Consider the following 23173-nt stretch of genomic DNA (forward strand, 5'->3'; position numbering starts at 1 on the left):
AAATCCGCGTGTTGGGAGTTCGAATCTCTCCACCCCTGCCATATTTAAGGCTCTAGCAGAAATGCTAGAGCCTTTTTTGCATCTGTTGCTTCTACGAAGCAATGTTGGGAGCTGGATCGCCAGCCCGGTCTAATCTCTCAACCCCTGCCATATACGAAGCCTCAGCAGAAATGCTAGAGCCGTTTTGCTTTCTGAAGCCAATATACGCAATTAGCAGAGCAGCGGATCCCTCGACTTACCAAAATAGCGGATGTTGGGACGAAACCTCCACCTTGCCATATTATTGCCTCAGCAGAAGTTCTGTTTTTTTACTTTATATTTGTTCGATTTTTAGTCGGTAATTCCTGCTTTTAATAAAACCTGGCCTTAAAAGTGTAAGTGCTTACTTATCCCAGCCTCTTTTATAAACAACCAACAGCACAAACTACGCTTCTTTATGAGAACTGTTCTCAATATTTTGTTACATTTTAGTCGTTATTACTAAAAGGCAACAAATATGGATATCTCCCGTCGTAAGTTTATTCAATCATCTCTCGCTATATCTGCACTCACTGTACTGCCCGCTTGCTCAATGAAACGGTCGGTTGATGAACAAGGAAAGTATGTTTATGACTTAACGGCAGAGCCTTCAACCGCTCAACTCGTGACGGGGTTTGAGACTAATATTCTAGGCTTTAATGGTCAGATTCCAGCACCAGTGATTCGATGTCGCCAGGGGGAGAAGGTAACGCTCCGTTTTACCAACAAGCTATCAGAACCGACGACTATTCATTGGCACGGTTTAAGGATTCCTATCGGAATGGATGGAGTACCTTTCTTAAGCCAACCACCGATCATGCCAGGTGAAACATTCATTTATGAATTTACGCCACCAGATGCTGGCACGTTTTGGTATCACCCACATATGAACAGCGTTAAGCAGCTTGGTATGGGCTTGGTTGGTCTAATTATCGTTGATGAGAGCATTCCAATGCAGTTTGATGAAGAGCACGCACTGATGCTTAAACATTGGCATATAGATAAGAAAGGCCAATGGAAAGACTTAATGATCCCACGACTCAGCGCTCGCATGGGCACGCCAGGAGAGTGGAGTAGCGTTAATGGAATACATGAGCCCGTCTATCAGTTAAAACAACATGCAACGACCAGGCTGCGTATTGCTAATGTCGACAATACGATCACTTATCCTATTGCTGTCGAAGGGGCTGAGGCATGGGTGATTGCCATTGATGGTAACCCTGTAAAAACACCTTATAAACTGACTCAACATAAAATTGGCCCAGGGATGCGAGTGGATATTGGATTGATAGCACCCAAAGCAGGTGGGCGAGTGAGCGTCCTTCAAATGAAAGGACGCTTTCCTTTCTCTTTGTGTGAGTTCGAGGTTGTAGATTCAACCCTTATTGAGAATCGCTCTCTACCTTCTTTACCCCTTAATCCTGTGCCCAATTTAGATTTGGCTAATGCAGAAGAAATCGACTTTTTATTTGAATGGGAAGGGGCGGTTTCTCCTGTATCTAAAGATGGAAAATCTATGCCTAAGTTTTGGCTAACTAATAAACGAGCATGGGAGGGGATGAGCAAAGATAATATCCCTGAACCGTTGGCGACTTTAGAGCTGGGAAAAACCTATATATTCGATCTTAAGAACGTCACTCAATATCATCACCCGATTCATATTCACGGCCATACATTCACTGTATTGGAACTTGATGGGAAGAAAGTTGAAGAGCCTTTCCATACCGATACAGTGTTACTTGGAAAGAATGGTCGAGCGAAAGCCGCATTTGTAGCCGACAACCCTGGCCGCTGGATGTATCACTGTCATGTTATAGAACACATGAAAACGGGTTTGATGGGATATATTGAAGTTAAGTGACACCTGTAACGTTTAATATTTGCGCATGCATTCTTAGTTTCTACCCTCGCTTTTGTCGGCGTTAAAGCTAGAATATAGGGATTATTGTTTGGGAGGATTCATGGGTCAGTTATCTATTCTAGGTTTTATCGCCATCGGTGGCGCGTTTGGTGCTTGTTCACGTTACTTGATTTCAGAGTTATGCGTTGTGATGTTAGGGCGTGGTTTTCCTTACGGTACGCTGACTGTTAACGTAATTGGCTCTTTGATTATGGGATTGCTCATCGCCGCGTTTGAAAATGAGATGGTTGCGACGGAGCCGTGGAGACAAATTATCGGTCTTGGTTTCCTTGGAGCCCTGACGACATTTTCTACGTTTTCGATGGATAACGTGCTTCTTATGCAGCAGGGTGCGTTCTTCAAGATGGGGCTCAATGTACTGCTCAATGTGGTGCTCAGTATTTCAGCCGCATGGATCGGCTTCCAACTTCTGATAAAGTCTTAAAACTTTCTTACGATTTGTTAACAACTCGGCTTGGTTTATCCAAGCCGTTTTTATATACTCGATCGTACTTGTCGGAGTGCCATATGGCTGAGACCGTTAACTCGGGATCCGTTGAACCTGATCAGGCTAATACCTGCGAAGGGAACAAGAGTAGATATCTAACTAGAATCCTTCTAGAGATCTATCTCCAGATCACAACTGTATTTTCTTGCTGTGATCCCTCTTGTAGCATCTTATCCGTCAAGCATTTTTATCCCTATAAATAATGGCTAAAAGCCAAGGAAAAATGCTATGTCGAGTCGTAAACAAGCAAGACTGGAAGCGAAGAATTTCATTGATTCTTTATCCGTACAACCTTATCCAAATTCAAAAAAAGCTTATATCCAAGGATCTCGCGAGGACATTCAAGTCCCTGTACGAGAAATATCACTCGCTGATAGCCTTGTTGGTGGTACCAAAAAAGAGCCTGTATTCGAACCTAATGAACCCATTCAAGTTTACGACACCTCTGGTGTTTATACTGACCCTACGCACGAAATTGACCTTTACAGTGGCCTTCCTAAGTTACGAGAGCAATGGATTGAAGAGCGTGGTGATACAGAACTGTTAGACGATGTAAGTTCTGTTTACACCAAAGAACGTTTAGAAGATGAAACTCTAGACGACCTTCGTTACGGTAATCTGCCTAGAATTCGTCGCGCGACTGGCGATCAATGTGTTACTCAGCTGCACTATGCTCGTCAGGGGATTATTACTCCGGAGATGGAGTACATTGCGATACGTGAGAACATGGGACGTCAGAAATTCGCTGATGAGCAGCTAAACCACCAACACCCTGGCCATAACTTTGGCGCAAACCTGCCGAAAGAAATCACCCCTGAGTTCGTGCGTAAAGAAGTCGCTGAAGGCCGAGCTATCATTCCGTCGAACATTAACCACCCTGAATCCGAGCCGATGATTATTGGCCGAAACTTCTTAGTGAAAGTGAACGCTAATATCGGTAACTCTTCAGTAAGCTCTTCGATTGAAGAAGAAGTTGAGAAGCTAGTATGGTCGACTCGTTGGGGTGGCGATACCGTGATGGACCTTTCTACCGGTCGTAATATTCACGAGACTCGCGAATGGATCCTACGTAATAGCCCAGTACCAATTGGTACAGTTCCAATGTATCAAGCGCTTGAAAAAGTGAATGGCGTTGCGGAAGACCTTTACTGGGAAGTGATGCGCGATACTTTGATTGAACAAGCAGAGCAGGGTGTTGATTACTTTACTATCCACGCAGGCTTATTGCTTCGCTACGTTCCTATGACCGCTAAACGTGTGACTGGTATTGTCTCTCGTGGCGGCTCTATCATCGCTAAATGGTGTCTTGCTCATCACCAAGAAAGCTTCCTTTATACCCACTTCCGTGAGATCTGTGAGATCTGTGCGAAGTACGATGTCGCTCTGTCATTAGGTGACGGTCTACGTCCAGGTTCGATTGCTGATGCCAATGATGAAGCTCAATTCTCCGAATTACGTACTTTGGGTGAGTTGACTAAGGTTGCTTGGGAATACGACGTGCAAGTGATCATTGAAGGTCCTGGACATGTGCCAATGCACTTAATTAAAGAGAACATGGACGAGCAGTTAGAGCACTGCCATGAAGCACCTTTCTATACTTTAGGTCCATTGACTACCGATATTGCCCCTGGTTATGACCATATTACTTCTGGAATTGGCGCGGCCATGATTGGTTGGTACGGCTGTGCGATGCTCTGTTATGTAACCCCTAAAGAGCATCTAGGCTTACCAAATAAAGAAGATGTAAAGACTGGCCTGATTACTTACAAGTTGGCTGCACACGCTGCAGACTTGGCTAAAGGACATCCGGGTGCACAAATCCGAGATAACGCTTTATCAAAGGCACGTTTTGAATTCCGTTGGGAAGACCAATTCAACCTAGCTCTTGATCCGGAAACTGCGCGCTCTTTCCATGATGAAACCTTACCGCAAGAATCGGGCAAGGTTGCTCATTTCTGCTCAATGTGTGGCCCTAAATTCTGTTCAATGAAGATCTCTCAAGAAGTTCGAGAGTACGCGAAAGACACTGAACAAGTGGCTGCTGATCAGGCTATCGAGATTAAGATGCTAGATAACCCGTTGGAAGGGATGCGTCAGAAATCCCAAGAGTTTCGTGATACTGGCTCTGAACTTTATCATCCTGCAGTAGGCGCAAAAGAAGCTCAATTAGAGGAATAATGACAGTGAAGATTCTTATCCCATCTCAAAATATTGAGCTAACGGGAGAGGTGCAAAGCTGTCTATTGGTTGCTAAGCGACAGGGCTTGGCAACCGATGCAGTTGAGTTGGGTGTAAGCCCAACTAAATGTTTCTCTATCGTTGATGCTCAGCAAGCGTTATCTATTGGTTTTGCTCATGATGTTGATTCATTGGCGGAGTGTCGCTCAAGTGAGCTTGATCATATCGTTGATTACAGTCATTCAGTGGCGCTAGCTGATATCCGCTGTGCCTTGGAACAAACTCCGAATACTATCTATATCGGTGTCTTAGATGACTCAGCTGTATTGGATCTCTGGTCACAGCTAGATGCTAATCGTGCTATCAGGAATGAAACTCCAGCTCATCAGGAGTTAGATAGTAGTGGCCACTTTGCTTGGTTAGTTACTTTGTTGGCATTGGAGTTCCCATTAGAAGATGCACTGGTTTTGGCTCGCGCAGCATCTAATGTTTCACGTGGAACATGGCCAGCAAACTATCAAAACTTTCCTATTCCCGTTCTCGAAGATGAGCTACTGGATATTAGTGTTGGTTGGGCGCACCAAGGAACATCACTCTCATTCCCTGAACTGAGTAAGAGTAGCCTAGGGCTATACCCAGTGGTTGATGATGTTGAGTGGATCGAAAGGCTATTCAAGCTTGGAATCAACACTGTTCAACTGCGTATTAAGAACCAACAGCAAGCAGATTTAGAACAACAAATCGCACGATCTATCAAACTCGGTAGAGAGCACAACGCTCAGGTTTTTATCAATGACTATTGGCAATTGGCACTTAAACATAATGCTTTTGGTGTTCATTTAGGACAAGAGGACATAGAAGAATCCAACCTATCTCAACTGAGCCAAGCTGGTATTAAGATCGGTCTATCGACTCATGGTTATTACGAGTTGCTACGTATTGTGCAAATCAACCCAAGCTATATTGCGCTGGGGCATATTTTCCCAACCACCACTAAGCAGATGCCATCGAAGCCTCAAGGGCTTGTGCGTTTATCTCTCTATCAGCAGCTGATTGATACTATCCCATACACAGAAGAACTGACCGGTTATCCGACGGTTGCGATTGGTGGAATTGACCAGTCGACGGCTGCACAGGTGTGGAGTTGTGGGGTATCGAGCCTTGCTGTTGTGCGTGCGATTACGTTAGCCGAAGACCCAAAACAAGTGATTGAGTTCTTCGAAGCATTAATGGCTGACAGTTCTACAAGTGCTGCTAATGAGGTAACTCAGGAGCTAAGTCATGCTGAGTGATTTCGAATTCATTCGTTATCAACGACAACTCGCACTTCCTGAAGTAGGTGAGCAAGGGCAACGCAATCTATTAGATAGCCATGTGTTGGTCATCGGTTGTGGTGGCTTAGGCAATGCTGCAGCTCTCTATCTTGCGGCTTCCGGTATCGGGAAAATCGTATTGGTTGATGATGACTGTGTGGACTCGTCCAACCTGCAACGACAGGTAGCGTTCAAGGAAAGTCAGTTAGGTTCACCTAAGGTTGAAGCTCTGAAGCAACAACTGAGCGAGCTTAATGGTCGAAGCCAAGTGAGAACCATCAATAAGCGAATGACTCAAAGCCAACTTGATCTTGAGGTGATGCTTGCTGATTTGGTGTTGGATTGTACTGACAACTTTGAGTCACGTCAGCAGGTTAACCAAGCATGTTTCGGCAGTAGAACGCCTCTGATTTCTGGTTCAGCGATTGGCTGGAAGGGGCAGTTTATTGTCTTTGATTATCAGAAGCAGAAAGGGTGCTATCACTGTTTATTCCCGTTCAGTCACCATCCGAAAACGACACGTTGTAGCGATAGCGGCATCATCGGCCCAGTCGTTGGCACCATAGGCAACCTCCAAGCACTGGCTGCGATTCAGCGCATTAGTACTGGCGAGTTCCAAGTCGCAACACATCAGCTCAAACTGTTTGATGGTCAGACGATGAACTGGCAAAACTTAAGTGTCACTCAAGATAGTGAATGTCCCGTTTGCTGCACATCTACAGTTAACTATTTAGAGGAAGAAACCCAATGAGCAACATAACGATCTCTATCAATGAGCAACCAGAACAGGTTGCACAATCGTCGTCTCTAGCGGATATCATCCAAGCGCTTTCACTACCCGATCTGGGCTGTGTATTTGCTATCAATAATGCGGTTGTCCCGCGTAGTCAGTGGCAACAAACGGTCGTCAATGAAGGCGATGCTATTTCTCTTTTCCAAGCCATTGCAGGAGGCTAACCATGTTAACTATCGCAGATAAAACGTTTCAATCACGACTCTTCACTGGAACGGGTAAGTTCGCGAATAAGTACTTGATGGCGAGCGCTATCGAAGCTTCCGGTTCTCAACTGGCAACCATGGCGTTGAAAAGAGTTGATATTCGCTCTGAGCAAGATGATATTTTACAGCCGATCATTGATGCTGGCGTGAACTTATTACCAAATACCTCTGGGGCTAAGAACGCGAAGGATGCCATCTTTGCTGCGCACTTGGCTCGCGAAGCGCTAGGCACAAATTGGCTCAAACTGGAAATTCACCCAGATCCAAAGTATTTGATGCCAGACCCAATTGAGACATTAAAAGCGGCTGAGCAACTGGTTAAAGATGGCTTTGTTGTGTTGCCTTACTGTCATGCTGACCCTGTGTTGTGTAAACGATTGGAAGAGGTGGGTTGTGCTGCGGTTATGCCGTTAGGTGCGCCGATTGGGTCGAACAAAGGTATTGCTTCAGCAGACTTCTTAGAGATTATTATCGACCAAGCGAACGTCCCTGTGATTGTTGACGCTGGTATTGGTGCGCCATCTCATGCTGCTCGTGCAATGGAAATGGGCGCGGATGCCGTGTTAGTTAATACTGCGATTGCGGCTTCTCAACAACCCGTTGATATGGCGATTGCTTTTAAACTGGCAGTTGAAGCTGGCCGTATGGCTTACCTTTCTGGTCTCGCTGGTCAGGTGTCTCACGCGGTTGCTTCTAGTCCGCTAACTTCATTTCTAGACGAGTAGTGTCCCTATGACGTTTGTTGATCGATTTAAACAGCTCAACTGGGATGACATTGGTATGTCTATCTTCAGTAAAACGGCGGCGGATGTTGAGCGTGCTCTGAGTAAACCTAAACGCGACTTGGAAGACTTTAAGGCTCTTATCTCTCCGGCAGCAGAACCTTACTTAGAGCAGATGGCGCAACAATCATTGGCACTAACACGCAAGCGATTCGGCAATACAATGTCGTTGTATATTCCATTGTACCTCTCAAACTTATGTGCGAATGCGTGCACGTATTGTGGTTTCTCAATGGAGAACCGCATTAAGCGTCGTACACTTACTTTGGATGAAATCGATGCTGAAAGTGCCGCTATCAAAAAGATGAAGTTTGATAGTGTACTGTTGGTGACTGGTGAACATGAAACCAAGGTCGGGATGAAGTACTTCCGTGAAGTGCTACCGAATATTAAGGCACAATTTAACTATCTTGCGATGGAAGTGCAGCCGCTTGATCAAGATGACTACGCAGAGCTTAAAACTCTCGGCTTAGATGCAGTGATGGTTTACCAAGAAACGTATAGCCCAAGTACCTACGCGGAACACCACTTGCGTGGCAATAAAATGGATTTTGAATACCGGCTTGAAACGCCCGATCGTTTGGCAAAAGCGGGTATTGATAAGATAGGTATTGGCGCTTTGATTGGCTTGGAAGATTGGCGTACCGACTGCTTCTTCGTGGCCGCTCACTTAGACTATCTTGAGCGTACCTATTGGCAAACACGTTACTCGATTTCATTCCCACGTCTTCGTCCGTGTGAGGGTGGTTTGCAGCCTAAATCTATTATGAGTGATAAACAGTTGGTTCAACTTATCTGTGCCTATCGCTTATTAAACCCTGAGGTTGAATTGTCTCTCTCGACTCGTGAGTCTGCAGCTTTCCGCGACAATGTGTTGCCATTGGGAATCACCAGTATGTCGGCTGCGTCTAAAACCCAGCCTGGTGGTTATGCTTCTGATGAAGAAGAACTCGAGCAATTTGAAATAAGTGATGAGCGAAGTGCTGCTGATGTTGAGTCAATGATTCGTCAACGTGGTTTTGATCCTGTGTGGCGAGACTGGCACAGTGCTTACTCTGGTTAGCGAACACATAGATTGATGTTCCACGTGAAACATCGACGAAGTTAAATCGACAAATAAAAACGGCTACCCTAAGGTAGCCGTTTTTCATTTCATTAAGTTTGAATTAGCTAAGCATTAAGCATTAAGCATGAGCAAGTGGAGTGGTTGATTGGCGTAACCATTCCAATGTATCACCTTCAACTAATGGGCTAACGTCGTTCCAAACTTTCTGATGGTAGTCGTTCAGCCATGCCAGTTCAGGTCGAGTTAGCAAATCAACATTGATGTTGCGCTTATCGATAGGGCAACGTGTTAGAGACTCAAAGGTTAGTACTGAGAAATCACCTTGAGTTGGAAGTTCAACCACGAGCTCTAGGTTTTCGATGCGGATACCAAATTCATCAGCACGGTAGTAACCCGGCTCGTTCGATAACACCATACCTTCAACTAGAGGTACGTCGATCAGCTTCTTAGAGATGCTTTGCGGTCCTTCATGAACACTTAGGAAATGACCTACACCGTGACCAGTACCGTGGTCGTAGTCGAAGCCTTCTGCCCATAAGTGTTGGCGAGCTAGAATATCAAGTTGGAAACCACGAGTACCCTGTGGGAAACGTGCACGTGCAATGCCGATGTGACCTTTAAGCGCTAACGTGAACTGCTGGATCATTTCGTCGCTTGGCTGGCCAATCGCGATAGTACGAGTGATGTCGGTTGTGCCGTCTAGGTACTGACCGCCTGAATCGACTAGGTAAAGAGTATTCATCTCTAACTGACCTGGTTCAGGTTGGTTCTCGTGGTTGTAGTGACACATTGCTGCGTTGCCGCCTGCTGCTGAAATTGTGTCAAAACTTAGGTCCATCAGCGTTGGGTCTTGCTCGCGGAATGATTGTACTTTGTCTGCTAGCACAGCTTCGTTGTGCAGATTACCTTGCGCGACTTCTGCATCAATCCAGGATAGAAATTTCGCCATCGCCACGCCATCTCGAATGTGACACGCTTTCATACCTGCAATCTCAGTTGCGTTTTTAGCAGCTTTTGGCATTAGGCATGGGTCTGCTGCTTCAATGATGTGAGCGCCAGCGTTTTGCAGAACAAGCGTGTACCAAGCATTACTCGTGCCTGAATCGACAGACACATTGTTACCTTCTAAAGACTGAAGGCGCACTTCAAGCTCTGATGGGTGAGAAACTCGAATACCATTACCAACGTGTGCTTCAAAGCCTGCTGGGATGCGTGCTGGGTCTAGGAAGAAATCGACGCTTTCATCAGCGTGAATGATTGCATTAGACAATACAACAGGTAGGCGAGATACGTCTAAACCACGAATGTTAAGCAACCAACAGATTGAGTCTAGCTCGGTAAGGATAGCGGCGTCCGCACCTTTTGCTTTTAGTAAGCCAGCAATCTCCGCGCGTTTGCTCTCGCTTGATTGGCCAACGGCGTCTGTTGCCATTAGGCGAACATCAGACACGACAGGTTCAGGGCGATCAGACCAAAGTTCATCAATTGGATTAGAAGAGAGTGTCGTTAACTCAACTTTCTCTGCTAGTTTAGCTTGGGCACCTTTCAACCAAGCTGCAGTGTGCATGCGTGGGTCGAAGGCAACCTTGCTGCCTTGTGGCAATGAATTGATGATCCAATCTAAAGCCGGCTCTTCAATAAGGTGGCGATACTCAAATAACTCTGCTGGTACCTGCTTACGAACCTGGACGGTGTAGCGACCATCTACAAAAATAGCAGCAGTTTCACGAGTGATAACAGCGGCACCTGCAGAGCCAGTGAAACCTGTTAACCAGTGAAGTCGCTCGTTATGAGCGGGAACGTATTCACCTAGATATTCGTCTTCATGTGGAATGATAACGGCATCTAGGTTGTTTGTTTCAAGCCAAGCTCGAACTGCAGCAACGCGTTCAGCAGTGATATTGTGCATCTGTGTTTATCCTTATTGTTAGGGTCCTTGTTAACACTCACAGTCGATATACATGCGAGGGGACTTATTAGGTCAATAAGCTAGCGCTTTTGTTCGTTTGCTGCAAACGCTGTACGCCATTTTTATCTAAGGTGCAGAGTTTTTTCTTTGATGATATCTCGCAACCAAGTTAAGGCTGGGTCATTTTCTCTGTCACGGTGCCAAAACAAAGTGTATGCCATCGGTGGGAATTCCATTGGCAAAGGAACAACCACTAAGTCGAGCTGCTTAGCGACGAGGTAAGTAAAGTGGCTTGGTGCGGTAAACACAAAGTCGGTGTAAGTACACAGGCTTGCGGCGCTATTGAAGTCTGGAACAGAAATAGCGATATCACGTTGATGGCCAAGATCAGCCAGTTTGTAGTCGAGCAGCCAGCGGTCGTTACCATCACACCTTACTTGTACATGACGCTGCGCAAGGTAGGTTTCCAGATCCCATTTACCACTCAGAGCAGGGTGGTTGCGTCTTAGTACACACATCTGTGCATCGCGGTAGATCTCTTGTTCGCAAATGTCGTCTGGCGGCAGCATAGTTAAACGCGCATCGTTGATGTCGATGTCTTTGCCAGTGAGTCCGATATCTAGTTCGCCAAGCTGTAGCTTCTTGAAGGTTTGTTCGGTCCACGCGTGGGTGTTGATATTGACCTTAGGTGCTTGGCGAAATATTGCCGGTAAGAAGTGCGGAAGAATCAGTGGGTAAACACTCTCAACAGCAGCGATGTGAAAGCTGTGGTCGCTGTTATTGGGAATGAATGTCTCAGGCTGAGTAAGCACATCAAGTTGGTTGATTAACGTTTCTAAGCGAGGCTTAAGGAAAACCGCTTTCGGTGTTGGTCGCAGGCCATGTGCACTTCGCGTGAAAAGGGGATCGTTAAATTGTTCACGAAGCTTGGCTAGCGATTTACTCACAGCCGATTGGCTCAGACACAATCGATGTGCGGTACGCGTGACGCTTAGCTCTTCCATCAGCACCTGTAAGCAAACCAGTAGGTTTAAGTCGAGGCGCGATAGTTTCTCAATATTCATGTGAGTTTCCTAATTGGAATAATGCTAATGAGTATATGCCATTTTTGTTCATATCTTTAGTTGGTTATTATGCACCTAAATTAACTCATTCGGAGAATCTTGTGCCTTCTAACGCGCTTCCAACCCCTAGTAAACTGCAGGTTGCTTTATTGGCAATGTTGGTTCTATTTAGCCCTTTGGCTATTGATATCTATCTACCAGCTCTGCCACAAATTTCGACAGCGTTTCACGTGGAACATGCACTAGCACAAGATACGATTACCTGGTTTTTATTCGCCATGGGTGTCGGGCAATTATTTGCTGGCCCTTTGGCTGATAAGTTAGGACGTCGAACCGTTGCATTGGGAGGTGTTAGTATCTATGCATTGAGTGCTTGCTTGGCGTGGGCAGCTCAATCGATTGATATGATGCTAATGGCTCGGCTGCTACAAGGCTTAGGAGCTTGTGCGACTTCTGTAGCAGCCTTTGCAACGGTTCGCGATCTATTTGGTCCAGAGAAGAGTGGCCGTATGATCAGCTACCTTAATGGTGCAATCTGTTTTATTCCTGCTTTGGCACCCATTCTTGGCGCTTGGTTAACTCATCAATTTGGTTGGCGTTCGAACTTTAGCTTTATGGCAGGCTTCGCAGTCGTTGTTGGCACTATCTTATTCTTCCAAATGAAAGAGTCTAACCCTGCGACAGAAAAGGTTGCAGTGTTCAAGCTTGAACGATACTGGTCAGTATTGAAAACACCATCATTCCTTTTCCACGCAACTTTGTGTCTGATGGCGATGGCGGTCATCCTCGCTTATGTAACCTCTGCACCAGTTGTGTTGATGGAAAACCTAGGCCTGACCATGAAAGAGTTTACTTTCTGGTTTGGTGTTAATGCGGCCATCAACATTGCAGCTGCGTTTACTGCACCTAAATTTATGGACCGCTTTGGTACCTATAAAGCACTGGTCGTTGGTATCTCAACGCTAGGTTTAGCGGGCGTGATTATGTTAGTGCTTGCAGAACACGCTAGCCCAATCGCATTCATGCTGCCAATCTTCTTGTCTTCAGTGGGTTTTGCTTGGATTCTCGGTGCTGCTGCTGGTAAGGCTCTTGAACCTTTCGGTGACCGTGCTGGCACAGCTGCTGCACTGCTTGGCTTGTTCCAAATGAGTGGTTCAGGGCTGCTTGTTGGTACCATGCAACGCCTTGATTTAACGTCTCAAGTGATGATCGCGCTGCAAATGTTCCTTATTGTTCCAGCATTGTTAGTGCTTGCGAGTAAAGCAGGCAAGTCGTGGCACACGACGTTTGCTAAGGCGTAAGTCTCAAGGGTGACAAAATATACAAATGGCGGTTTGCGAAACGTTAAAACATGGTATATTTGTCACTCATTGAAACGTTAGTCCCCAACGGAAAATACTGTAATGTCATTAACAACCTACGAAATGGCGCGCGTCTTAGAACAAATGGAAGATGCACCTGAAAAGGTCATGTTTGGTAAACTGCTTAAAGAGCTAGGCAACCAAAGTGAAGAGCGTATTCGCAGTGCGGCAAAACAAGTTCCAATCGATACTTTACGAGACATCATTTACCAATTTCAGCGTGTGGTAGAGTCTCGTAAGGGTGAGCAGGTTCAGCTACTAGCAAAAGAGCTAGCCGAGCAAGGTATCTCTGCTGAAGAGCTACAAGCTTTTCTGAATAAGTAGTTTATCCCAGTTAAAAAGAAACCACTCAATTGAGTGGTTTTTTGCGTTTGGGGTATATCAATTTAGTGCGAATAAAAGTTCGTTCTAACCTCTAAACTGCGCTTTCAAAATTCTATCAAGTGAGAATGGCCCGGCGCCCCACACGACAACGATAAGAATCATTAATCCCCACAACTGATGATCATAGAAGCCTTGCGCCCATAATACTGGGTAAGACACGACTGCAATGATATTGAATACGAACAGCACCGCTGCCATAGGTCGTGTTAATAAACCAAGCGCTAAGAATACCGGCAGAATCAATTCAGCTGCGGTACCCATGTAAGCGGCCAATTCCCAAGGCAAAAGAGGCACTTGGTATTCCAATTCAAACAAGTAAAGGGTGCTATCCCAAGTGGCTATTTTGGTGAGTCCTGAATTAAAGAAGATCCACGCCACCCATAGGCGACAAAACAGAAGTAGTACGGGAACAAAAAGTGCCTGTGATTTCTCAATCAAACTGTCGTATTGAGCCATCATGTTCGTGACTGTGTTGTTATCCATATTATGTCTCCAATTCGGCATTGATTGAAAAGCCTGAGATGACGTTCAGTGCCATGACAGTATTCAGATGTTGTAGTAGTAAAGGGTCTATCGCTGAGAGCGTTTGACCCGATTGAAATTCGGTTAATAGTTGGTGGCTTTCTTGCGTCAAACTATGGCTCTCAATCTGTGAATTTTCCGCTCGGATTAACACCCCAAATTCAGGTTGGTTGATGTCTAACCCATCGAGTTGTTGCTGATAGATAGCCTGCTCAAGCGCGATAATCGTATAGCTAGAATTAATTAGCGTTATTGAATCTTTTAGATGAAAGACTAAAGCGCCTTGTTGCTCTGGTGGCACATCAGCTAAACCAGCAAGAGGATGTTGGTCGACTTTTGATTCTGAAACGCACCTCATCAAGCTGTCTTTTTGCCATTCATACAAAGCCACTTCACAGAGGTAAGGTGCAGCCTCAATAACGGCAGGAAAGGCTTGTATGGTTTGTTCAAAGTGTTCACCGTAACCACTGATATCACCAGAGGTTGATGGATAACTTAAGACATGTTGACGAGCCATTTGTTGGAAGCACTCTTCACCAACTAACATCTCGGTGAGTGGGTAAGTTGCAGCGAGTACTTCGCTTAAGCTGATCACAAAGTTATTGCGGTAAATCTGGATTCGCTGTTCATCGGTAAAATGGTCGCTCACTATATCGCAGTGCTCACCACTGTTTTGGTAGCGTAGGGCGTTAGCAAATTCCGATTGAACATCAGCTAAAGAGTGGCTCATGAGGCGCGACTCCTTTGAATGAACTTGTCGTGTTGATACAAGATGTCACTGGCTTTGGTTGCTTCAGACAATAAAACTTGTGGCTCTGGGATATCTAGATCCCACTCAATCAAGGTATGGCGCGAACCGTGTTGCTGTATCCATTGGGTGTAAAGTTGCCACACTTCATCGCAGACTGGCTTACTATGGGTGTCTATCCATATCTCACCTTGTTCGAGTTTCTTCTTCGTGAAACCTGCCAAGTGAATCTCTTCCACTTTGTCTGCCGGTATTCCACTTAGATACTCTTCACAGCTGAAGCCATGATTAAAGGATGATACAAAAATATTATTGAAATCGAGCAGTAGGCGACACTCAGTGCGCTTCTGTACCTCGGCTAAAAATTCCCACTCTGGGATGGTTGAATGCTTGAAGGCAAGGTAGCTCGATGGGTTCTCAATCAGCATAGGGCATTGCAGGCTATCTTGTACCTCGATGACATTGCGACAAAAGACCTCTAGCGCTTCTTCGGTATAAGGCAGCGGTAACAAGTCATTGAAGTAATGACCACCAGTCTGACTCCAACTGAGATGATCAGAAACTAAGAAGGGTTCGATATCATCAATGAGATCTTTTAACTGCACAAGATGATGTTGATTGATGCGCTCAACAGAACCTAGCGACAACCCAACACCGTGACAACTGATGTGGTGTGCGTGACGAATTTCTCTGAGTTGTTGGCGCTGTGGTGATTGAGCTAAGAAGTAGTTCTCGCTGTGAACTTCTAACCAACTTACTAAGGCTGGATTTTGGCTAAAGAAGTCCAAGTGCGGTGTTCTAAGGCCAACCCCTGCGTTGGGGTGAAGAGTTTGAGTCACAACGATTCTCCTAACAAGAAGTGGAGGTGAGCTGAGTGTCAGCTCACCATACTAAGCAGCTCAATTATGATGATTGAGTGTTACCACCTGATAATTTGCCACATAGTCCTTTAGGTACGACTACGAATGCATCGGATTGGTTGTCTTCTTTTGCTGTACCCGCACATGAGCTTGTTTTGGTTGCACAATCATTTTGGCCAGCTTTTGCCACGCCGTAGCATTTTTCTTTTGCTGCTGCTTCCGCAGGTGCTGATGTAAGAACTGCACCGCCGAACGCTAGTACACTTGTGATTGCAGCTGTAACAGCAAGATTAGAATTTTTCATAGTCATTCCCTCTAGGACTTAATAGTATTTTGATATCGCAGGTTAATGGATTGTTAACTTGCTTACTAAAAAGGATAGGAACAACCGGGAAATAATTTCACGGCATTATAAAAAATATCAATATTAATGATGTTTTATCTTTTAAGTTACTGAATTTATGATGTTAATTTTTGATTGTTTTTTCTTCTTATTATCCTAAACGCAGCCTAGTGTTTAGGTTATAATCAACTTTTATGTATAAATACCCAGTAGTGAGCATATCCAATGATAGATCCTTCGCTTTTACTCGATGGCCTAAACGATAAACAACGTGAGGCGGTCGCGGCACCTTTAGAAAACCTACTTATTCTGGCAGGTGCTGGCAGTGGTAAAACGCGAGTGTTGGTGCATCGTATCGCTTGGCTGCAAAGTGTAGAGCAAGCATCACCGTTCTCTATTATGTCGGTTACCTTCACCAACAAAGCGGCAGCAGAAATGCGTGGTCGTATTGAAGAGTTGATGATGGGTAGTTCGTCAGGCATGTGGAACGGCACCTTCCACGGTATTTGTCACCGCATCCTTCGTGCTCACTACCTAGATGCAAAACTGCCAGAAGATTTCCAGATCATTGATTCTGATGATCAGATTCGTTTGCTACGCCGCTTAATCAAAGCGCAAAATCTTGATGAAAAGCAGTGGCCTGCCAAGCAAGCTTCTTGGTGGATCAATGGCAAGAAAGACGAGGGATTACGCCCAAGTCACATTGACGCCTACCATGATCCAATAACTCAAACGTGGTTAAAGATTTACTCTGCTTACCAAGAGGCATGTGATCGTGCTGGCTTGGTCGACTTTGCTGAGATCTTGTTGAGATCGCATGAACTATTGCGCGATAAGAAACACATCCGAGAGCACTACCAAGCACGCTTTAAGCATATCCTTGTCGACGAATTCCAAGATACCAACAACATCCAATACGCTTGGCTTCGCATGATGGCTGGCCCAGATTGTCGCGTGATGATCGTAGGTGATGATGACCAATCTATCTATGGTTGGCGTGGTGCGAAGATCGAAAATATTCAGAAGTTCTTGGATGAATTCCCAGGTGCTTCGACGGTTCGACTTGAACAAAACTACCGTTCAACCAAAACCATTCTGCAGGCGTCGAACGAGCTTATCTCGAACAACACCGAACGTATGGGTAAAGAGCTGTGGACCGATGGTAACGATGGCGAGCCAATCTCTGTGTACTCGGCTTACAACGAGCTAGATGAAGCGCGTTTCACGGTTAGCAAAATCAAAGAGTGGCAGGAGAAAGGCGGCGCGCTAGAAGATACCGCAATGCTTTATCGTAATAACGCCCAATCGCGTGTTCTTGAAGAAGCTTTGATTCAAGGTGGCCTACCTTACCGAATCTACGGCGGCATGCGATTCTTCGAGCGTCAAGAAATCAGAGACGCCTTGAGCTACATGCGCTTAATGAGCAACCGCAGTAATGATGCCGCGTTTGAACGTGTGGTTAATACGCCAACGCGTGGCTTGGGCGATAAAACGTTAGAAACGATTCGTCTTGCTGCTCGTGATCGTGGTGCAACCATGTGGGAAGCGAGTGTTGCTTTGATCGAAGAGCAAGTGCTACCCGGTCGTGCTGCGGGTGCATTAAGTCGCTTTATTGAGCTGATTAATGCGCTTGAAGATGACACGTTAGAACTTAGCCTGCATGAGCAAACTGACCACGTGATTAAATCGTCGGGTCTGTTTGCGATGTACGAGCAAGAGAAGGGTGAGAAGTCGAAGGCGCGTATTGAGAACTTGGAAGAATTGGTAACGGCAACGCGTCAATTTGAAAAGCCAGAAGAAGCGGATGAGATGAGCATGCTTACTGCTTTCTTGACTCATGCAGCGTTAGAGGCGGGTGAAGGTCAAGCTGATGAGTTTGATGACGCAGTTCAGCTCATGACTCTGCACAGTGCCAAAGGCCTAGAATTCCCAATGGTATTCATGGTGGGTGTCGAAGAAGGCATGTTCCCAAGCCAGATGTCTGCAGAAGAAGCAGGGCGCTTAGAAGAAGAGCGTCGCCTGTGTTATGTAGGCATGACCCGTGCGATGGAGAAGCTCTATATCACTTACGCTGAAATGCGTCGTTTGTATGGCCAGGATAAGTACCACAAACCATCTCGCTTTATTCGTGAACTACCAGAGACCTGTCTGGATGAAGTGCGTATGAAGGCGCAAGTGAGCCGTCCTGCAAGCAGCGGTCGCTTTAGCCAAACTGCAGTCAAAGAGAATTTCAACGAAACAGGCTTTAGCTTGGGCTCTCGCGTTAAGCACCCTAAGTTTGGTGAAGGTACCATCATCAACTTCGAGGGAAGTGGCCCGCAAAGCCGAGTTCAAGTCGCGTTTAATGGTGAAGGCATCAAGTGGTTAGTAACGGCTTACGCTCGTTTAGAACAGCTGTAATCTGCTACTTCGGCATTTAAAAGTAAACCGTGTTAAAAACAGAAAGAGCAGCCAATGGCTGCTCTTTTTTATTGCTCGGAACCAGTCTAAATAGGCTGAATCGAGCTTAAGGCATTTCTGCACAGGAAGAGACTTATAGTGCTGTAAGTGCCGCTTCGTAGTTTGGTTCTTCAGTGATCTCTGCAACCAACTCGCTGTGTGTTACCACACCTTTTTCATCAACAACCACAACTGCACGTGTAGTTAGGCCTGATAGTGGACCTTCAGCAATCGCTACGCCGTAGTCTGATGCGAACGCAGGAGAACGGAAAGTTGAAGCGTGTTGAACGCCTTCAATGCCTTCTAATTCGCAGAAGCGACCCGCAGCAAACGGTAGGTCAGCAGAAATACAAACCACAACCGTGTTTTCAAGCTCAGCCGCTTTTGCGTTGAACGTACGTACGCTCGTTGCACAAGTTGCTGTGTCGATGCTTGGGAAGATGTTTAGAACCACTTTCTTGCCTTCAAGAGAAGCAAGAGTCAGTTCAGAAAGATCGCCTGCAGTAAGTGCAAAGCTTGGTGCTTGTTCGCCAGTTTGTGGGAATGTGCCTGTTAGCGGTACAGCAGCGCCTTTGAAGGTAACGTGTGACATGAATTGTCCTTAGTTTAATTATGGTTATGAAACTAGTTGAGCCTAGTTCGACTTACGTTACTCTGAAGTGGTTAAGAAGTGAATGCTTTAAATGTCAGAATTGTAATCAAAGGTCTTTGATTTATTTGCTTCAGAGGGAATAAATGAAACGGCAGATAAAGAAAAACCCCGAGAGCTTGCGCTCATCGGGGTCTATAGTCTTACTCGCAGCAATCCGGCTACTAAGTGTGCTCCATGCATCAAATCCATGATAGTGTGCTGTTATCCTTCAGCGTATTCCTTTCGTCGCCTTCCTAGCGGTGTCCTTGATCTTATCCTGATCTGCCAACAATCCTCGTTAGCGCGCGTCACTTGTTCCTTGAGCGGTGTCCTTTACATCATCCTGATGTTCAGTCCTTTCCTCGTCCAGAGGTGTCCATTGTCTTTCCTTAGTAGCAAGCATCCTAGTTACTATTGCGTCCATTCAATGTCCATTTCGCTATCCATGCCGATTATTCATCCTGAGTAATCGAATCTTCATCCTGAAGATAACCAAGTCCTTGGCGTTTCCTGTTCCGTGTCAGCATCCTTCCGACACCATTCATATTACCGATTCCTTATTTATCAGCAATGGTGCATAAGCGAATTTCTATATAATTATTTGAATGATAAACGTACGTATTGTTTATTTTCAGTTGGTTACGATATCTTGGTGCTTAATTTCGCAGTTAAATATCGATATTTACTCACTGTCTTGTGAGAGATCTCGCACAAGACAGGGAGTAAAAAGGGAGTATTTTCCATTATTGGCCGATAGCTGCACCTTCACGGCGAGGGTCTGCAGCACCTTCTAGACCATCTTTTGTGATGCGAATAGCGTGTAAACCCGAGTTAAGATCGCGAACGTTGACCTCAAATCCCATCTTTTCTAGCTCAGGTTTGAAGTTTTCCGCTGATGTTCCTTTTTCCAAATCTAAGGTACCGAAGCGGTTTAGGAAGTGTGGTTGGTTAATCGCTTGCTGAATATCCATGTCCCATTGGGTATGGGCAATGATCGCTTGCGCCACATAACCTATGATACGACTGCCGCCCGGAGAGCCAATCGCCATGTAAGGTTTATCGTCTTGCATGATGATGGTCGGTGCCATAGAAGAGCGCGGACGCTTACCCGGTTCAAGTCGGTTGGCGATAGGTTTGCCATCGTTGTGGGTCTTGAATGAGAAATCTGTCAGTTCATTGTTGAGTAGGAAACCTCTAACCATCAAACGTGAGCCAAAGGCATTCTCAATAGTGGTGGTCATCGATACGACATTGCCATCACTATCGACAATGTTGAAGTGGCTGGTGGACGGTAACTCAATAGAAACATCTTGGCTTCTCTGCATTGCGTGCTCCCACGGTGGTGTGCCTGAAGGTGCGCTGTCTAATGCCTTACCTGCGGTAATTAACTGAGCACGTTCTTGCAAATAGTCAGTATTCACTAACCCTTGAGTTGGCATTGGCACATAATCTTGGTCTGCCATGTACATACCACGGTCTGCAAAGGCTAAGCGAGAAGCGTCCGCTAACACTTGCCACGACTTCGCGTCGTTTGGCCCCCATGATTTGAGGTCAAACTGCTCAGTCATTGCAAGGATTTGTCCAACCGTTAACGCACCAGAGCTTGGTGGCCCCATTCCGCAAATATCGTAGCTTTCATAAGCAGAACAAACCGGCTCGCGCTGCTTGATCGAATAAGCGTCGAAGTCTTTCTGTGCTAATACGCCTGGGTTACCTTTCGCTGTTTGTACTGTGTTAATAATGTCGGCAGAAATATCACCTTGGTAGAAGGCTTTAGCACCATCCTTCGAGATAGCGTTTAACGTTGCCGCGTATTCAGGGTTCTTAAGCTGCGTGCCAGCGGCTTTCGGGCTGCCATCGGTATTGAAGAAGTAGGCTTTAGTTGTCGCAAAGCGGCTCAGTCGCTCTTGGTCATTTTCAATCAAGGTGGCTAAGCGTGGACTGATAGTAAAACCTTCTTCAGCCAGTTGTGCGATAGGTTTGATTAGGGATGCCCACTCTAGCTTTCCGTACTTCTGATGAGTATCCCACAACAGTTGCACGGTACCCGGTGTCGCCACTGAGCGACCGCCAACCACAGCATCGTAAAACTTCAGCGGTTGTCCGTTTTCGTCTTGGAATAGACGTGGTGTGGCATCAAGTGGTGCCGTTTCACGACCATCGTAGGTTTTGAGTTGCTTGTCCTTACCATCAAAATAAACAAGGAATGCGCCGCCGCCAATACCTGATGACTGAGGTTCTACTAAGCCAAGCATAAGCTGAACGGCAACCATGGCGTCAATTGCGTTACCACCACGGGTAAGTACATCAGCGCCGGCTTGTGTGGCAAGAGGGTTGGCTGCGGTGACCATCCAATCATTGGCTTTAACGAGTTGTTTGGTTTCTAAACCACTACTTTGTTCGGGCGCGACGGAATCGGCAGCTTGATTTGCCCAACTGACGTGAGAGGCAAAAAGTAGGGTAGAAGTGGCGAGGGTTGTTAGTTTTGTTTTCCACTGCATGATCTTCTCCTTTTAATATGCAGAGCTAGATTGGCAGTGGAAAGATTAGATAGCCAGTACGTTGTTAACGAATTGTAATCTTGATTCGAATTTAAGCGATTAAACCGGACAGCGACTGCCAAATAATACTCACGCCAATCAGGCTGAATACCACGCCACATAAGCCATCGATGTATACCGTTGCTTCGCTAAGTTTCTTCTGTAGAGTCTTAGTCGAAAGCATCCACGCCAGTAGTGAAAACCAAAACAGAGACAGACCAAACAGGATAATAAGCGCAAAGCCTTTACCTGATAGAGACATGTCGGCAGGCACTAAGCTCGACATCAAGCTAATAAAGAACACCAAAGCCTTTGGGTTGAGAATATTGGTCGCAAACCCTTTCGAAAATGCCTGACGCTTGTTGGTCAGAATCAGATCTTTGGCATTGACGGTATCGTCTTCATCGTCGTGGTTCTGAATGATTTGCCAGGTTGCTTTAAGGGCACCGTAGCCTAAGTACAGCAAGTAGCTACCGCCAGCTAATTGGATAATGGCAAATAGGGTTGGTTGCTGGTGGACTAGGTAACTGATTCCCGTCAGGCTCAGTAACGAATGCAGTAAGATCCCGCAAGATAAACCAAGCGCAATGTACAAACCTGTTTGTCTGCCGTGACGTGTCGCATTTTGCACGACTAACGCAAAGTCAGGACCGGGGCTCATCAAAGCGATGAAATGGATAGAGGCGAGTGTGATCAGTATGGTGACTTCGTTCATGTCAGTTCTCAATAACGTTGCCGCTATTTTAAATAAGTAATCGTATTGAGCGTAGCTTACCGCGATTTGAAATCGAGCAATTGTAAATTATCAACACTTAGTTGATTTGTGAGGGTGGTACGCCGAATGTGGTTTTGAATGCTTTGGAGAAGTGTGCTTGATCATAGAAGCCTACTTGGTACGCGACCTTAGTGCCACAGATCCCAGATTTAATCAGGCGCATGCTCTGTTCCATGCGTAAACGGCTCAGCCACGCATAAGGGGTGATGCCCATTCTGTTCTTAAAGTGGCGTTGGAATTGAGTTGTGGTTAAGCCGCACAGCTCAGACAGTTGTTCTAATCGTACGGGCTGATCCAAATTCGCCATCAAATAGTCTTTGAGTGTATCAATCGATTGATTGCCCAGTTTAATGTCGCTCTTCGATCCAAATTTGGCATAACGATCGACAATCGTCGAGAATCCCTCGAATGGTAAGCAATCTTGAGCGAGTTGGCTGATGTTTTTATTGATTAACAGACCATGTAAGTTACGTAATTGTAAAAACGCAGCCTGATCGGAGAGGATCAACTCAGAAAAGCCTAATGTGTGACCATTTTGCTTGGGATTGGCAAGATCTTGAAACCACTGGGGAGAAACTGCAAATACACTGACTTGATAACCTGAATCGAGTTTTGAGTGCCCATCATGCAGCTCATCAGGTGGCATGATAACAACTTGGCCTGCACCGACATGATGGCTTGTCCCTTTATAGGCGAATTTTTGCTGCCCTTGGGTAATCAAGCCAATGTGAAAGTCCAAATGATAGTGGCGCTGAAAGGCAAACTCTTGGTATTGAGCTTGGATCAGACTGATATCTTCTGTTGGGGTAGAGTAATAGTGGACTTTATCCATG

General features: G+C 45.7%; 21 protein-coding genes and 1 riboswitch. Of the genes, 11 read left to right on the forward strand and 10 right to left on the reverse strand.

All coding sequences use genetic code 11. The features are described 5' to 3' along the window. Window positions 1-496: 496 nt before the first annotated feature. The 8 genes from MSG35_RS23615 to thiH all read left to right on the forward strand — a co-directional run bounded on the left by MSG35_RS23615 (window position 497) and on the right by thiH (window position 8761). Window positions 497-1879 carry a multicopper oxidase family protein gene (locus MSG35_RS23615; protein ID WP_248385136.1) on the forward strand — a complete coding sequence of 461 codons (1383 nt, stop codon included), beginning with the start codon at window positions 497-499 and terminating at the stop codon, window positions 1877-1879. Between the two features lie 100 nt (window positions 1880-1979). Next, a complete protein-coding gene (gene crcB / locus MSG35_RS23620; protein ID WP_004736665.1) occupies window positions 1980-2363 on the forward strand; it encodes a fluoride efflux transporter CrcB in 384 nt (127 codons plus the stop codon). A 62-nt stretch (window positions 2364-2425) separates the two neighbouring features. Then, window positions 2426-2524: riboswitch (TPP riboswitch) on the forward strand. A 130-nt stretch (window positions 2525-2654) separates the two neighbouring features. Next, complete coding sequence (gene thiC, locus MSG35_RS23625) at window positions 2655-4604, forward strand: phosphomethylpyrimidine synthase ThiC (RefSeq protein ID WP_248385139.1); 1950 nt, start codon at window positions 2655-2657, stop codon at window positions 4602-4604. Next, entirely contained in the window at window positions 4604-5896 is a 1293-nt protein-coding gene (locus tag MSG35_RS23630) for a thiamine phosphate synthase (protein WP_248385141.1), read from the forward strand. Before thiC ends, MSG35_RS23630 begins: the two co-directional genes overlap by 1 nt. Next, a complete protein-coding gene (locus MSG35_RS23635; protein ID WP_081231237.1) occupies window positions 5886-6668 on the forward strand; it encodes a HesA/MoeB/ThiF family protein in 783 nt (260 codons plus the stop codon). The genes MSG35_RS23630 and MSG35_RS23635 overlap by 11 nt, the downstream gene beginning before the upstream one ends. Beyond that, the gene (thiS, locus tag MSG35_RS23640) at window positions 6665-6874 is read left to right on the forward strand and encodes a sulfur carrier protein ThiS (RefSeq protein ID WP_048610390.1); all 210 of its coding nucleotides are present in this window, start codon (window positions 6665-6667) and stop codon (window positions 6872-6874) included. The genes MSG35_RS23635 and thiS overlap by 4 nt, the downstream gene beginning before the upstream one ends. Before the next feature lie 2 nt (window positions 6875-6876). Continuing rightward, window positions 6877-7641 (forward strand): thiazole synthase, encoded by a 765-nt coding sequence (locus MSG35_RS23645; protein ID WP_065677097.1) that lies wholly within the window; start codon window positions 6877-6879, stop codon window positions 7639-7641. Between the two features lie 7 nt (window positions 7642-7648). Further along, window positions 7649-8761 carry a 2-iminoacetate synthase ThiH gene (thiH, locus tag MSG35_RS23650; RefSeq protein ID WP_017061318.1) on the forward strand — a complete coding sequence of 371 codons (1113 nt, stop codon included), beginning with the start codon at window positions 7649-7651 and terminating at the stop codon, window positions 8759-8761. A 121-nt stretch (window positions 8762-8882) separates the two neighbouring features. Here thiH and MSG35_RS23655 read toward each other — a convergent pair whose 3' ends face one another. Further along, window positions 8883-10673, reverse strand: a complete 1791-nt coding sequence (locus MSG35_RS23655; protein WP_248385144.1) for an aminopeptidase P family protein — start codon at window positions 10671-10673, stop codon at window positions 8883-8885. A gap of 122 nt (window positions 10674-10795) precedes the next feature. After that, the gene (locus MSG35_RS23660) at window positions 10796-11737 is read right to left on the reverse strand and encodes a LysR family transcriptional regulator (RefSeq protein WP_012605070.1); all 942 of its coding nucleotides are present in this window, start codon (window positions 11735-11737) and stop codon (window positions 10796-10798) included. 101 nt (window positions 11738-11838) lie between these two features. Here MSG35_RS23660 and MSG35_RS23665 point away from each other — a divergent pair, with 101 nt between their 5' ends. Then, window positions 11839-13038: a multidrug effflux MFS transporter gene (locus tag MSG35_RS23665; RefSeq protein WP_041473010.1), complete on the forward strand. Its 1200-nt coding sequence runs from the start codon at window positions 11839-11841 to the stop codon at window positions 13036-13038. A gap of 102 nt (window positions 13039-13140) precedes the next feature. Further along, on the forward strand, window positions 13141-13422 hold the full coding sequence (locus MSG35_RS23670; RefSeq protein WP_009848181.1) for a hypothetical protein: 282 nt from the start codon (window positions 13141-13143) through the stop codon (window positions 13420-13422). An 84-nt stretch (window positions 13423-13506) separates the two neighbouring features. On the opposite strand, the gene MSG35_RS23675 is transcribed toward MSG35_RS23670, so the two are convergent. From MSG35_RS23675 to MSG35_RS23690, 4 genes are all read right to left on the reverse strand, one after another. Continuing rightward, window positions 13507-13965, reverse strand: a complete 459-nt coding sequence (locus MSG35_RS23675; RefSeq protein WP_248385146.1) for a DoxX family protein — start codon at window positions 13963-13965, stop codon at window positions 13507-13509. Between the two features lies 1 nt (window position 13966). Continuing rightward, window positions 13967-14734, reverse strand: a complete 768-nt coding sequence (locus tag MSG35_RS23680) for a DNA-binding domain-containing protein (RefSeq protein ID WP_248385148.1) — start codon at window positions 14732-14734, stop codon at window positions 13967-13969. Continuing rightward, a complete protein-coding gene (locus MSG35_RS23685; RefSeq protein WP_248385150.1) occupies window positions 14731-15591 on the reverse strand; it encodes a DUF692 domain-containing protein in 861 nt (286 codons plus the stop codon). Before MSG35_RS23685 ends, MSG35_RS23680 begins: the two co-directional genes overlap by 4 nt. A 64-nt stretch (window positions 15592-15655) precedes the next feature. Beyond that, window positions 15656-15916 carry a DUF2282 domain-containing protein gene (locus tag MSG35_RS23690; RefSeq protein WP_004736650.1) on the reverse strand — a complete coding sequence of 87 codons (261 nt, stop codon included), beginning with the start codon at window positions 15914-15916 and terminating at the stop codon, window positions 15656-15658. A 264-nt stretch (window positions 15917-16180) separates the two neighbouring features. Between MSG35_RS23690 and uvrD the strand changes: the two genes are divergently transcribed. Then, window positions 16181-18355 (forward strand): DNA helicase II, encoded by a 2175-nt coding sequence (gene uvrD, locus MSG35_RS23695; protein ID WP_017061325.1) that lies wholly within the window; start codon window positions 16181-16183, stop codon window positions 18353-18355. A gap of 133 nt (window positions 18356-18488) precedes the next feature. Here the strand turns inward: uvrD and tpx are convergent, their stop codons facing one another. From tpx to MSG35_RS23715, 4 genes are all read right to left on the reverse strand, one after another. Then, the gene (tpx, locus tag MSG35_RS23700) at window positions 18489-18986 is read right to left on the reverse strand and encodes a thiol peroxidase (protein WP_248385152.1); all 498 of its coding nucleotides are present in this window, start codon (window positions 18984-18986) and stop codon (window positions 18489-18491) included. Between the two features lie 782 nt (window positions 18987-19768). Next, complete coding sequence (gene ggt / locus MSG35_RS23705; protein WP_248385154.1) at window positions 19769-21526, reverse strand: gamma-glutamyltransferase; 1758 nt, start codon at window positions 21524-21526, stop codon at window positions 19769-19771. 91 nt (window positions 21527-21617) lie between these two features. Then, a complete protein-coding gene (locus MSG35_RS23710; RefSeq protein ID WP_248385156.1) occupies window positions 21618-22280 on the reverse strand; it encodes a LysE family translocator in 663 nt (220 codons plus the stop codon). Window positions 22281-22377: 97 nt separating this feature from the next. Next, window positions 22378-23172, reverse strand: a complete 795-nt coding sequence (locus MSG35_RS23715) for an AraC family transcriptional regulator (RefSeq protein WP_248385159.1) — start codon at window positions 23170-23172, stop codon at window positions 22378-22380. Between the last annotated feature and the right edge of the window lies 1 nt (window position 23173).

Source organism: Vibrio sp. 1CM23M, assembly GCF_023161755.1.
Classification (GTDB): domain Bacteria; phylum Pseudomonadota; class Gammaproteobacteria; order Enterobacterales; family Vibrionaceae; genus Vibrio; species Vibrio coralliirubri.

Coding starts and splice junctions, on each gene's coding strand:
- MSG35_RS23630 (WP_248385141.1), top strand. CDS start 4,604: ATGACAGTGAAGATTCTTATCCCATCTCAAAATATTGAGCTAACGGGA.
- MSG35_RS23715 (WP_248385159.1), bottom strand. CDS start 23,172: ATGGATAAAGTCCACTATTACTCTACCCCAACAGAAGATATCAGTCTG.
- thiC (WP_248385139.1), top strand. CDS start 2,655: ATGTCGAGTCGTAAACAAGCAAGACTGGAAGCGAAGAATTTCATTGAT.
- crcB (WP_004736665.1), top strand. CDS start 1,980: ATGGGTCAGTTATCTATTCTAGGTTTTATCGCCATCGGTGGCGCGTTT.
- MSG35_RS23675 (WP_248385146.1), bottom strand. CDS start 13,965: ATGGATAACAACACAGTCACGAACATGATGGCTCAATACGACAGTTTG.
- thiS (WP_048610390.1), top strand. CDS start 6,665: ATGAGCAACATAACGATCTCTATCAATGAGCAACCAGAACAGGTTGCA.
- MSG35_RS23655 (WP_248385144.1), bottom strand. CDS start 10,673: ATGCACAATATCACTGCTGAACGCGTTGCTGCAGTTCGAGCTTGGCTT.
- MSG35_RS23710 (WP_248385156.1), bottom strand. CDS start 22,280: ATGAACGAAGTCACCATACTGATCACACTCGCCTCTATCCATTTCATC.
- tpx (WP_248385152.1), bottom strand. CDS start 18,986: ATGTCACACGTTACCTTCAAAGGCGCTGCTGTACCGCTAACAGGCACA.
- MSG35_RS23645 (WP_065677097.1), top strand. CDS start 6,877: ATGTTAACTATCGCAGATAAAACGTTTCAATCACGACTCTTCACTGGA.
- MSG35_RS23635 (WP_081231237.1), top strand. CDS start 5,886: ATGCTGAGTGATTTCGAATTCATTCGTTATCAACGACAACTCGCACTT.
- uvrD (WP_017061325.1), top strand. CDS start 16,181: ATGATAGATCCTTCGCTTTTACTCGATGGCCTAAACGATAAACAACGT.
- MSG35_RS23670 (WP_009848181.1), top strand. CDS start 13,141: ATGTCATTAACAACCTACGAAATGGCGCGCGTCTTAGAACAAATGGAA.
- MSG35_RS23690 (WP_004736650.1), bottom strand. CDS start 15,916: ATGAAAAATTCTAATCTTGCTGTTACAGCTGCAATCACAAGTGTACTA.
- MSG35_RS23680 (WP_248385148.1), bottom strand. CDS start 14,734: ATGAGCCACTCTTTAGCTGATGTTCAATCGGAATTTGCTAACGCCCTA.
- ggt (WP_248385154.1), bottom strand. CDS start 21,526: ATGCAGTGGAAAACAAAACTAACAACCCTCGCCACTTCTACCCTACTT.
- thiH (WP_017061318.1), top strand. CDS start 7,649: ATGACGTTTGTTGATCGATTTAAACAGCTCAACTGGGATGACATTGGT.
- MSG35_RS23660 (WP_012605070.1), bottom strand. CDS start 11,737: ATGAATATTGAGAAACTATCGCGCCTCGACTTAAACCTACTGGTTTGC.
- MSG35_RS23615 (WP_248385136.1), top strand. CDS start 497: ATGGATATCTCCCGTCGTAAGTTTATTCAATCATCTCTCGCTATATCT.